This is a genomic window from Bacillus sp. MM2020_4 (genome assembly GCF_011250555.1).
In the GTDB taxonomy this organism is placed as follows: domain Bacteria; phylum Bacillota; class Bacilli; order Bacillales; family Cytobacillaceae; genus Neobacillus.
The window spans coordinates 46,273-58,585 of record NZ_JAANMZ010000020.1; the positions used below are offsets into that span (position 1 = coordinate 46,273).

Consider the following 12,313-nt stretch of genomic DNA (forward strand, 5'->3'; position numbering starts at 1 on the left):
TCAATAGTATTTTTTGAAAATTATATCCGTACTGCTCGTAAATGTCAATTCCTATAGTGGAATATTTTTCTTACGAGCTACTTTAAACAACAATATAAATGGGTTAAAATGCATGTATTAGAAAAATGGAGGTGGTTTAGATGAAAAAAGATGATAAAGATGATCTTGACCATGAGGAGGAAGAAAAGGAATTATTACTTGAATACATTCGGATGCAAAATGAAGCCCTTAAACGTATTTTCAAAAATACACTTGATAAAGAAAAGGAATAATAACCTCACCATCCACCTCCTTCATCTCCAATATTCATAAAACGTTCATATCCCCAATACCTTCATAGCATTAATTAGCATTTATAATACTCTTATGTTGGTTATTTCTAGAGGTCAACACAAAAGAGGAGACGAAACATGAGTATTTTTTCAATTATTTCAGCTGTTTTTGTTACCATCGGCACCGGTTATTCAATTTATCTTGTTTACCGTCATAAAAACCAATTAGCCAACATACCAGGAATAATGATTAGTATGGTTATTGCCGTCATAACGGGCTTAATTTCCGGTAGTATTATCGGAATTACCTCTGGTGAGACATTTCTTGTCGTTGGTGTCAGTATGATTATTGGTTTCGTCATTGGTTTCTTGGCTGGGCACCCTATCGGTTTATTAGCCATCCTCATGGGCGCCATTTCCGGTTTAATGGGAGGCATAAACGGTGCTATTTTAGGCGTTTTTCTTCAATTTATTAACCCGACAATTTTACTGGGTATCTTATTAGGCTTTTATATTGTCATTATCGGGTTCGTCCTTGTGTATATTCACGTTGCCACGAATAGTAAGTTTTCAATCAATACGGAGGAGCTTTCCCCTTTTGCGATTATCGCGGGTGGAGCGGTGCTCGTTTCATTGTTTTTATTTATGTATAGCAGCGATATGGTCGAAATTCCGGGGAAAAGTGAAACTCCGCAGGCACAAGCCTCACAAGAACCGACCAATCTGCAAGTGAAAAAAACAGAACTTGATGTCACTAATGAAAGTACACCCAAAGTGAAGATGCTCGTAACGGAAAAAGGTTACACACCAAATGTCATCCGGGTGAAAAAGGGAGTTCCAGTTGAACTGGAAATTGAAAATCCGCTTAAAAATAATAGCTGTTTATCCACCTTCATGATTCCTGATTTTAATGTAAATAACCTAAATTTAAAGACCGGAACAACAAACCTATCCTTCACACCTGACAAAACAGGCGAATACACGTTCAGTTGTGGAATGAAGATGTTTAAAGGTACGATCATTGTAGAATAAATGTGGCTGCCATGGGATTCCCTGGCAGCCATTTTTTTAGTTTGCTATGCTATCTAAGCTATCATTTTGGCGTTTCTTTCGTTTACCTTCGGCACGGAGAACCTTACTAGATAGGTAGATTCCCGACCCAGTAAGAACTATCATCGCTAGTGCTGTTAGATCAATCAACCACTTAATGTTTGTGTTGCCAATTCTACCTTCGTGTAGACCTCTGATCGTGCTAAGGAAAGACCCTTGACCCATTCCTCCTCCGCGTATTCCACCAGCGATATTTCCATTCCCGTTAAATCCTGACGATCTTTGGAATGGGCCACTTTCAGTTGAACCAATTTGCCCCTGTATCTGAGTATCTTGTCTTGAATTCTGGCTAGAATTAGAAGTGGTTCCTTGCTCAGCTTGTCCCTGATTAAAAGGCCCTCGATTAAATTGGCCCGGTTGGAAGTTTCCTCTCCTGCCTTCTACCTGTGATTGCCCGATTAACCATGGCTCATTCATCACCAATCCCGTAATTGACTCCATCAAGATAAGAATTGAAGCAATTAAGCCAATCCATAAATGCGCTCTTCTCATTTTCTTCATACTTATTGTACTCCCTTCGAATTTACCTCATGCTTATATCAATTGATAAACTTATTATGAAGGGAATTCCTTAAGATAATCTTAAAAAAAAGCCCAATTACTATCTTTTTTGGGCTTTTGGAAACGTGATTTCAATTGTTGTTCCGAGACCAACCGTGCTCTGCACTTTTGTTTTTCCGTGATGCTTCTCGATGATCCATTTGGCAATCGATAGTCCAAGCCCTGTTCCTTCAGCCGCTGTCCGCGTCTTATCACTTTGATAGAAACGGTCAAAGATTTTTGGGATATCTTTTTCAGGTATACCCATCCCGTTATCCTTTACCTGAAAGAAAATCGAAGAATGACTTTGCTTGCACGTTAGCACGATTTCGCCGCCCTCTTTTGTATACTTTAGAGCGTTATCTACTAGAATAACAATCAATTGATGAATTCTTTCTTTATCTGCAAAAATTGTAACAGGCTCAAGCGCCTCTATCCGAAGTGACTTTTCTTGATACATCGCTATTTCTTCGTAGTGATGCATGATTTCCGTTAAAAGACTATCCAGTTGGAAGAGCGACTTTTTCATTTCAATTTGATCAGAATCAGATCTGGCTAGGGTTAATAAATTGGTTACTAGTTTCGAAAGTCTTCTTGATTCATTTGAAATCGTCGAAACATCAAGAATTTTTTCCTGTACAGTGGCAAATGGCGCCCTTAATAGCAAATCAGTTTTAGCCTGAATAACCGCTAGAGGCGTCCGTAGCTCGTGCGAGGCATCCGATACAAACTCCTGCTGCTTTTGCCAGGCATTTTTAATCGGAACCAATGCCCTTCCGGCTAAGAAATAACCCGAGGCAACAGCACAAATGATTCCCACACCACAACCAATCAGCATAATCAACAACAGTCTGTCCAATAATTCTTTTTCCGAATTTACATTGCGAATAAATTGAACAGTCACGTTTCCAAGTTCAGGACTTACTACCTCGATGGCAACATATCGAAACGAAAAGTGTTCAACCTCTATATCCTGCAAGCTGTTTAATTTTTTTGGATGGACGAGTTCCTCATTATCTTGAAAAAGTTGAGAATCCCTTGTTTCTCCCGCTAAAAGCCGATTATTATCATCCCATATTAAAGTAATAATTCTTGGGTCTCTTCTAACAAATCGAGGATCCCCATCGCCACCGCGAATATCTCCCGGACCTTTTGACAATTGTTGAAAATGATTAACAGATTCAAGTAAGGAATGATTTACATCCTTATACAGTTTATTATCGGTATAAAAATAAATAATGCATCCTAGGATACTAATTACAACTATAAAGACCAATGAATTTAACCATGTAAGCCTGATATGTGTTTGACGAAACATTTGCTGCTCCTATTCTACATTCAACATATAGCCGACGCCGCGGACCGTTTTTATATCGGTATGATACCCAAAGGGTTCTAATTTTTTCCGAAGATGATGCACAAACACTTCTACAATCGCAACGGTGGTATCAGAGTCAAACCCCCATACACGATCATAAATTTGCTCTTTCGTTAAAATAGCTCCTTTATTTTGGATCAAATATTCCAGGAGCACATATTGCTTGGCAGTCAGTTTTATCGACTCGCCATCAACTAAAATATCTCGTTCCTTACCCATTAGCTCAATTCCCCGATATTGAATCGTTTGATTTGTGGTTAAACTGCCACTTCTTCTTAACAATGCCCGAATTCTTGCCTTTAACTCTGCTGCCTGAAACGGCTTAACTAAGTAATCATCGCCCCCACTGTCTAACCCCTTCACGCGATCCTCTAAAGAATCTCTAGCGGTAAGGAATAAAACAGGTATCTTTAATCCTTCTTTTCGGATCGTTTGCAAGACCTCAAAGCCATCAATTTCCGGAATCATCACATCCAAAAGAATGGCATCATGAATATTTTGCATCGCTAGAAATAATGCATCTTCCCCGTTTGAGGCTTGATCGACCTCAAATTCATCTGATAAAAGCTGGACAATGGACTCAAGTAAGGGAAGATTGTCTTCAACTACTAATAAACGCATTTCTACCTCTCCTTTATAAAAGGGAATTCACATCATTATATCGGAAATAAAGCGGACGCAATAGTAGCGATCCGCCTTATACCTGCTCTATTCATATCTTAGAGCTTGAATTGGATTTAGTTTTGAAGCTTTATTTGCAGGAAATACCCCAAATACAACTCCGACAACTAGCGAGAATAAAAAGGACAATAAAAGGACGGAAGAAGAAAATGAAACGCTCAACCTTAATAGTGTTGATAATATTTTCCCTAAGCCAACCCCCGCTATTATGCCAATGATTCCTCCGACACCACTTAACACAACCGCTTCAATCAAAAATTGAAGAAGGACATCCCGTCTTTTCGCGCCAATTGCTTTTCTAATTCCAATTTCCTTTGTCCGTTCCGAAACAGAAACGAGCATGATATTCATGATGCCGATCCCGCCAACAAGCAAGGAAATGCTGGCAATACCTCCCAACATCATCGTCATGGTATCCGAAACAGAACTCATCGTGTCCATGATATCTTGCTGGTTTGTCACACTATAGGAATCACTCTTATTTGGATAAAGTGAAGCCATTGTCATTTTAATCTCATTCATCACAAAATCCATTTGATCCTCGCTTTTCCCCTGTAAATAGACCTGATTGATTGTCGAACTTTTTACTAAGCGCTGACCTGAGCTAAGTGGTACAATGACAACATTGTCCCCGCTCTGTCCCATTGAACTACCTTTAGAAACCAGCACCCCTACAACCTTAAACGATGTTCCTTCTATTTGGAGATATTGCCCCACGGGGTTTTCAGTTCCAAAAAATGTAGAAGCAGTATCCGCACCAAGAACGACAATCTTTTGCCGGTACTCCATATCAAGATCGGTAATAAAACGGCCCGCACTTACCGATGTATCTCGAACAGTCGAGTAGTCAGCATTCGTCCCAGTCAAGGTAACTTGTGAGGTTGTCCGATCTTTTTTCACATTCACACGTCCTGAGACGACCGGTGACACCGCTTTGACGCCGTCTAATTTACTCAACGCACTAATTTTATCCTCTGTTAGGGCTACATCCGTTCCAAACGTATTGATTGTTAGTAGATTCGTTCCTAGCTGATTGATTTGACTAGTTACATTTCGTGCCGATCCCTGGGCTATCGAAACGAGAATGATAACCGAAGAAACCCCGATAATCATCCCGAGCATTGTTAGAGCAGATCTGAGTTTGTTCCCCTTTATACTACGCAGAGCCATTTTAATAGATTGCACGACTCCCAATGTGTTCACCTCCACTCTCCTGCAATTGCCCATCTTGAATGCTTACCATTCGATTCGCTTGTTTGGCAATTGCTAAATCATGAGTAATTAAAATAATCGTATGGCCCAATTCATTCAATTCTTTCATGACTTTTAAAATTTCCTTACTTGTTTTGCTATCGAGTGCACCGGTGGGTTCATCTGCAAGGAGAATAGCCGGATTGCTAACAAGGGCCCTTGCTATGGCTACCCTTTGTTGCTGACCGCCTGAAAGCTGGGTTGGTAAATGACCCGCCCGCTCTTGCAACCCAACTTTGGTTAAGCCGCCCAAGGCCCGTTCGCGTCGTTCCTTTGCTGGTACACCGGAGTACAGCAACGGTAATTCCACATTTTCAAGCGCAGTTAATTTCGTTAACAGATTAAAGTTTTGAAAAACAAAGCCGATTTTCTGATTACGAATAATGGCTAATTGGTTATCATTCATTTTCCCAATATCCTTACCATCGAGGAGATATTTACCTGATTGTGGCCTATCAAGGCAGCCAATCATATTCATGAGCGTCGATTTTCCCGATCCAGATGGGCCAATAATGGCTAAAAACTCACCTTTTTCTATCTCAATTGATACATCATGTAAGGCATGTACCGTTTCACCACCAGGCATATAGGTTTTCATGAGATTACTTATTTGAATGATTGGTCTACCCATTAGTTTCCACTCCTTCCACTCACTTGTCCGGGTCCACCTCCATTACGGTTCATTCCGCCCATGTTTCCCATACCTCCCATACCGCCGCCAAAACCGCCTTGCATCATTCTGCGGGAATTATTGGTGGAGTTCCCTGAAGCCAATTGAGGTAATTGAATCGTATCTCCTGCTGAAATACCTTCAGTAATTTCAACGTAATCTTCATTTGCTAGGCCTGTCTTCACAACTTTTTGCTCACTTCCAATGGTCTGGTTATCAGATCCGGATGAAACTGCAAGAACATATTTTTCACCATTGGCAGTGTGAATTGCATCTAGAGGAACATAAAGAGCATCCTCTTTACTTGCTGTTAGAATACTTGCTTCGACACTCATTCCGACTTTGAGGCTTTCAGCGTTATCAATATGAATGGTGACATCAAATGTCGATACCCCATTAGTGGATATACCTTCATCAGCAACCGCCGATACTTTTCCCGTATATGTGTGATCCGGAGAAGCATTTACCTTTACATTAACAACTTGACCTTCTTTAATTTTACTAATATCAAGCTCATCAATTTGAACCAATGTTTGTAAGTCTTGATAGTTTGTCACATGCGCAACAACTTGTCCGGAAGTAACACGCTCGCCAGCAGCTACGGAAATAGTAGTAATTCTCCCGGTAGCAGGTGCTGTAATTGGATCACTGCCATCTGTAAAGGTAATCAGTTCGTCCCCTTCCTTTACTTCCTCGCCCGTTGCCACTAACACTTCATCAATTTCCTCATTATTGCTAATTGATTTAATATCTGCACTTATGACCGGTTGAACTGTTCCTGATCCGCTAATATTAACTTCCAACTTCCCTTTTTGAACAACTGCCGTTCTCCCTTGAGACGTAGTGGTTTGGGCATTTGTTTTTGAGGAATACCATTGATAGCCGACAAAACCAACTACCAGAACCCCTACTCCTATTAAAATCCATTTTTTCATCTATGCTTACTCCTTTTCTAATCCTGGTCATCATGCCAGAATGTGTTTTAGAATAAGCCCATTATTCAGTTTGTTCCTTAACTTTTCCTTAAAGGAAAAGTTGGGATGTTATAGTAGTCTAACGCTTTAGTATGGTGAAATAATTAATAATTGAAAAAATTCTTTCTTTTGTATAATATTCTGTTATATAATAAGAAACATAAAGAATAAAGGGGGAAATTTATGGAAAATTTTGTTAATTGGTTAAGTGGGGTTATTTGGAGTCCAGCGCTTATTTATTTATGCTTAGGAGTAGGATTATTTTATTCACTTGCAACCAGATTTCTTCAAGTTAGGCACATGAAAGACATTATTCCTTTAATGTTTAAAGGTGGGAAGTCAGAGGCTGGTATTTCATCATTTCAAGCATTAACCCTTGCATTATCGGGACGAGTTGGAACTGGTAATATCGCCGGTGTTGCAACAGCTATTGCTTTCGGAGGACCGGGTGCCGTTTTCTGGATGTGGGCAATTGCCTTTCTAGGTGCGGGATCAGCATTCGTTGAGGCAGCTTTAGGACAAGTGTACAAAGTAAAACAAGATGGCCAATTTCGAGGGGGCCCTGCCTATTACATAGAAAAAGGCTTGAAAATGAAATGGTACGCGGTTTTATTCGCGATTGTTACTGTTATTGCAACAGGTGTTCTACTACCTGGTGTACAAGCAAATAGTATTGCATTAAGTGTTGAAAACGCTTTCGGTATTACACCAGTAATCACTGGAGGAGTTTTGGTTATCGCCCTGGCGATTATCATCTTCGGTGGAGTTAAACGGATTGCTCGCGTGGCTGAATTTGTCGTTCCATTCATGGCACTAGGCTATATCATTGTCGCACTTCTTATTACAATCTTAAACATTTCTGAACTTCCAGGCGTATTAAAACTAATTTTCTCAAGTGCATTTGGCGCGGACGCTGCTTTTGGCGGTATCCTAGGTGCAGCTATTTCTTGGGGCGTTAAGCGTGGAATTTATTCTAACGAAGCTGGACAAGGTACGGCTCCACATGCTGCAGCAGCGGCTGAGGTATCACACCCTGCTAAACAAGGGATCGTTCAGGCATTTTCAGTCTATATTGATACCTTATTCGTGTGTTCTGCTACAGCGTTTATGATTCTGATTACTGGCATGTACAATGTAGTTCCTGAAGGCGGAAAAGCAATTGTCACAAAACTTGCTGATGTGGAACCAGGTCCTGGCTATACACAGGCTGCGGTTGAATCTGTTCTTCCAGGTTTTGGTGCTCCATTTGTTGCAATTGCCCTATTATTCTTCGCTTTCACCACCATCATGGCTTATTACTATATGGCAGAAACAAACCTTGCCTATATTAATAAAAAAGTAAAACGTGTTTGGACAGAATATATTCTTAAGGTAGCAATCTTAGGAATGGTATTCTACGGCTGTGTGAAAACAGCAGGTCTCGCCTGGACGTTAGGTGACATTGGTGTCGGAAGTATGGCATGGTTAAATATTATCGCGATTCTTCTTTTGACCAAACCAGCGTTGAGGGTTCTTAAAGACTATGAAGCACAGCTTAAAGATGGAAAGGATCCTGTTTTTGATCCTGTAAAACTAGGGATTAAAGATGCAGACTTCTGGGAGCATGAATATGTGCCACCAGTTGAAAAAGAAGAAAAAACAGGCTGATGCTTGTCCTACTTGTTTAAGGGACTAACGTTTTACGGTTAGTCCCTTATTTCGTTTCAAAAGTGAAACTTTTTGTCCCCTATCTCGTACAATTAAAGAGCAGTAAATTATTTTCTTAATCTTGAAGTTTTTCCCTTTTCAAAAATTGCATTATAATCTACATAAAAACAGATATGGATAAGGAGTGACAAGTGTGGGTGTTACACTTAGTAAAGGACAAAAGGTTGACTTAACGAAATCACATCCCGGCTTGCAAAATGTTGTTGTCGGTTTGGGCTGGAATGGCAGCAATCTCAGTTCCAACTTTGATTTGGATGCCTCAGCATTTTTATTAGGCGAATCTGGAAAAGTAAACAGTGACCAGGACTTTGTTTTTTATAACAATCCTAACGGGGGAAATGGTTCAATCATTTATAGCGGTGACAGCAGAATTGGTTCGGGTGTCAATGATGATGAACAGATCAGAATTGATTTGAAGAAAGTACCCGCTCATATTCACCGAATTGCATTTACGATTACGATTCACGATGCACAGGTCAAACAGCAAAATTTCGGACAAATAACAGAATCTTATGTTCGTATTTTTAATGAGCTGACGAATGAAGAATTATTGCGGTTTAACTTAGGCAGGAACCTTACGGTGGAAACAGCAATTATTGCAGCTGAAGTATACCGTCATAATGGCGAATGGAAATTCAATGCAATCGCAAGTGGTTTTCAAGGTGGATTAGCCGCCTTGTGCCGCAACTTTGGGATAACAGTGGATGATCCACCTGCAAATACATCAGCAGCAACTCAACAGCCAAATTATCAACAAAATCAAATTCCTACTAACTCTTTTCAACCAAATAATTCATTTCAGCAAAGTCATGTGAACCAATATGACCCTTATCAGCAAAACCAAACTAGCTATCCATATCAACAGAACCAGCCAGGTAATAGCTCCCACCAGCAGCCGGCCTATGGGTATCCATCACAGACGGCATACCCATCGACTTCTAACTCCCGTCAAACTTATGGCGGTGACGATATAATGTGCCCGCGCTGCCATTCAACAAATGTTCGAACCGGGAAAAAGGGATTTGGTCTTGGTAAGGCAGCTATAGGCGGGTTAATCCTAGGACCGGTCGGTTTACTTGGGGGGTTTATTGGCCAGAATCAATTAAAGTTCAGCTGTAATAGCTGTGGTAATAATTGGTCTCCTTCGCAAACAGATTATGCCGAATGGGCAAACAATCAAAAGCGAAAAGCACAGGATGTATTCAATCGTTATAAAAGCCAGGACGTACTAGATGCCGTTGTTGCTGCCTGTGCTTTAGTCGCCATGGCCGACGGTTATCTAGACGCGGCAGAACGGCAGAAAATGCTCGAATTTGTTCATCAAAGTGAAGAATTACGCGTATTCGATACAAATAAGGTCATTCAGAAATTCAATTTATTCATTACAAAAATGGAAAATGACCGCATGTTGGGTCGCGCCGAAGCATTTCGTGCCCTTGGGAAGATAAGAACTAAGCCCGAAATAGCGCGATTAGTTGCCCGCTATTGCATTGCAATTGGCTATGCAGATGGTAACTTCGACCCCAATGAACAACAGATGGTTGCAGATATCTGCAGGGAGCTTGGCCTAAACCCAGCTGAATTTCTTTCGTAATGAAATAAGCCCTATTTCCAGCTAGGAAATGGGGCTTTTACTATTTTGGGATAGGATAGATTTCGACATTGAGAAACGTCCAGCTCCAGTCGCCATTAGCTAGTGTACTTCGCTCTTCTTATTGCCAAACACGTTTATTTTCTACCCTCTTTGTAAGACCCTGAGCATCTAATCTTTCTAAAAATGGAATCATGTATTTTCTTGAAAGGCCAAGAATTTCCTTTGCATCACCGACTTCAAATTCAGTACCTGTTCGACTCCGAAGTTTATCAACTGCTTCCCTGAAAACGTCCCCAAAATAGGCAAATTGCTCATCTAGCTGAACGATTAATGCCTGGTCTTCAAGGAATCTCTTTAAGTCAAACTCCAAGTTATTTGGAATCCCTGCAGAAGAAAAATAATCCTTAAGATACCGGACCATAAGCCCATCCTTTTTTAATTCCATTAGCAAGTTGTCGGTCCGCTTTTCCCAGCTTTTCGGGACATGGGGAACAAAGGATTTTAGGGATACGAATTGTTCTTTCCGCTTAAAAATTCGATTTATGATCCCGTTTTCTACGACAAAATCAAGCAAGGATTTAGGGAACTTTTTTTGTAAAATATGTAATAGCTCTGCCTTGTTTACTCCTGTTTTCATTGAATAAGCCAGATGGAATTCCTGTAATCTATCAAATACATCTTCTTCGATGGAATTGATTATTGATTGAAGTGTATACTCTTTTCCATTAAATAAAACAAATTCGGCATCTGTCAATTGCTCCTTTAATACTTCCTCATCAAGTGCTGTCCGTTTGATTAACTCATGTATCGGGAGGCTTTTCCCTTCCACTAATGCTGCCGTTATTCGTTCCTTTGGTGTACCAACCTTTTTCTTCTCAAGCTCTTCAACAGTCTGATTTCCGAAGCGATACTTATTTCCACGTGGGTCAATAACCCAGCCGCCGCCAATTGTTTCTTGAGGGCTTGGTCTCCGTAAAATGAAGCGATCGCCGCGTTTCGTCAGTATTTCCTCCTCGAGTCGCAACTGACAAAGAATCTCGCCATTTTCTTCTTTAATTTCATTACGGTCAAAGAATACAATCCGTCCCATTACCTCCGCCGTGCCAATATGAAGCTTAATTGGCATCCGTTGCTTGACCAGATGTTCAAGATCCTCAACTACCCGAATCGCCACATCTACTGTTTTCGTCACAATAAAATGTTCGGACGAAACAAGGACATCTCCCCGTTCTAAATCTTCCCTTGATACATTTGAAAGATTAATTGCGGTCCTCTGTCCTGCAAACGCCTTTTGGGCTTGCTTATGGTGTACTTGTATCTGCCTGGCTCTTACCTCCAGCCCGGTCGGCATTATTTTCAATGTTTGTCCTTCTTCAACGGTCCCTTCATAAACCGTTCCACGCACGACAGTGCCTTGACCTTTAACCGTGAACACTTGATCAATCGGCAGGCGGAAAGCCCCTTTTGCGTCACGCATTTCTTGTTCCATTAAGGATTTGATAATTAGGTCTTTTATCTCACTAATTCCTTTTTTTGATAGGCTGTCAACGAGCACAAATGGAGCGTCCTCAAAAACAGTAGCGGTTAGCTCTTCTAAAATATCATCCTTGACCAGTTCAATAAACTCTTCGTCTACTCTGTCAATTTTTGTGATTGCAATTACACCATTTTTTATCCCTAAAAATTTTAGAATTTCCAGATGTTCCCTTGTCTGTGGCATCACACCTTCATCTGCCGCAACGACCAGCACCACCAAATCAATTCCGGCAACTCCGGCAATCATTTGCCTGATAAACCGTTCATGTCCAGGAACATCAATAACAGAAATTTGGATTTCATCGTCTTCATATAATGGAGCAAATCCGAGTTCAATCGAAATTTGTCGCTCTTTCTCTTCTTTAAGTCGGTCCGTATCAACATTGGTTAACGCTTTTGTTAAAGACGTTTTTCCATGGTCAATATGCCCCGCCATCCCAATGGTAAAATATCGTTTTTCCAAGCTTGCCACCTTCTTAATCGTTCTACCATTCTACTGTAGCCTTTAAAGCCACTTTGTTCAAGTGAACATAGTTGAATTCATTTCTGACCACAAAAAATAATAATTTTTTAGGCAAAAACATTCACAAATTTTTCAAA

Annotated in this window: 11 protein-coding genes and 1 other annotated feature (1 of these 12 cut by a window edge); of the genes, 4 read left to right on the top strand and 7 right to left on the bottom strand. The window is 40.5% G+C overall.

The genetic code is table 11. From position 1 onward, the window contains the following. Window positions 1–5 (bottom strand) — a binding site (T-box leader) (it extends 212 nt beyond the left edge of the window). A gap of 135 nt (window positions 6–140) precedes the next feature. Together G6554_RS26045 and G6554_RS13745 are read left to right on the top strand one after the other, a co-directional pair. Next, window positions 141–272 (top strand): hypothetical protein, encoded by a 132-nt coding sequence (locus G6554_RS26045; protein WP_278187270.1) that lies wholly within the window; start codon window positions 141–143, stop codon window positions 270–272. A gap of 138 nt (window positions 273–410) precedes the next feature. Further along, entirely contained in the window at window positions 411–1,304 is an 894-nt protein-coding gene (locus G6554_RS13745) for a cupredoxin domain-containing protein (RefSeq protein ID WP_166242765.1), read from the top strand. Between the two features lie 36 nt (window positions 1,305–1,340). Here G6554_RS13745 and G6554_RS13750 read toward each other — a convergent pair whose 3' ends face one another. From G6554_RS13750 to G6554_RS13775, 6 genes are all read right to left on the bottom strand, one after another. After that, a complete protein-coding gene (locus G6554_RS13750) occupies window positions 1,341–1,883 on the bottom strand; it encodes a PepSY-associated TM helix domain-containing protein (protein WP_166242767.1) in 543 nt (180 codons plus the stop codon). A gap of 100 nt (window positions 1,884–1,983) precedes the next feature. Beyond that, window positions 1,984–3,240, bottom strand: a complete 1,257-nt coding sequence (locus tag G6554_RS13755) for a sensor histidine kinase (protein WP_166242769.1) — start codon at window positions 3,238–3,240, stop codon at window positions 1,984–1,986. A 9-nt stretch (window positions 3,241–3,249) separates the two neighbouring features. Next, window positions 3,250–3,921, bottom strand: coding sequence for a response regulator transcription factor (locus G6554_RS13760; protein ID WP_166242771.1), 672 nt, complete (start codon window positions 3,919–3,921; stop codon window positions 3,250–3,252). Between the two features lie 87 nt (window positions 3,922–4,008). Further along, a complete protein-coding gene (locus G6554_RS13765) occupies window positions 4,009–5,166 on the bottom strand; it encodes an ABC transporter permease (RefSeq protein WP_347564307.1) in 1,158 nt (385 codons plus the stop codon). After that, window positions 5,153–5,863, bottom strand: coding sequence for an ABC transporter ATP-binding protein (locus tag G6554_RS13770; protein ID WP_207627624.1), 711 nt, complete (start codon window positions 5,861–5,863; stop codon window positions 5,153–5,155). The genes G6554_RS13765 and G6554_RS13770 overlap by 14 nt, the downstream gene beginning before the upstream one ends. Next, on the bottom strand, window positions 5,863–6,837 hold the full coding sequence (locus G6554_RS13775) for an efflux RND transporter periplasmic adaptor subunit (protein ID WP_166242775.1): 975 nt from the start codon (window positions 6,835–6,837) through the stop codon (window positions 5,863–5,865). Before G6554_RS13775 ends, G6554_RS13770 begins: the two co-directional genes overlap by 1 nt. A gap of 222 nt (window positions 6,838–7,059) precedes the next feature. Between G6554_RS13775 and G6554_RS13780 the strand changes: the two genes are divergently transcribed. Both G6554_RS13780 and G6554_RS26220 read left to right on the top strand, forming a co-directional pair. After that, entirely contained in the window at window positions 7,060–8,523 is a 1,464-nt protein-coding gene (locus G6554_RS13780; protein ID WP_166242777.1) for an alanine/glycine:cation symporter family protein, read from the top strand. Between the two features lie 193 nt (window positions 8,524–8,716). Then, on the top strand, window positions 8,717–10,177 hold the full coding sequence (locus tag G6554_RS26220) for a TerD family protein (protein WP_166242779.1): 1,461 nt from the start codon (window positions 8,717–8,719) through the stop codon (window positions 10,175–10,177). A 118-nt stretch (window positions 10,178–10,295) separates the two neighbouring features. On the opposite strand, the gene selB is transcribed toward G6554_RS26220, so the two are convergent. After that, window positions 10,296–12,176, bottom strand: a complete 1,881-nt coding sequence (selB, locus tag G6554_RS13790; protein WP_166242781.1) for a selenocysteine-specific translation elongation factor — start codon at window positions 12,174–12,176, stop codon at window positions 10,296–10,298. Window positions 12,177–12,313: the final 137 nt, after the last annotated feature.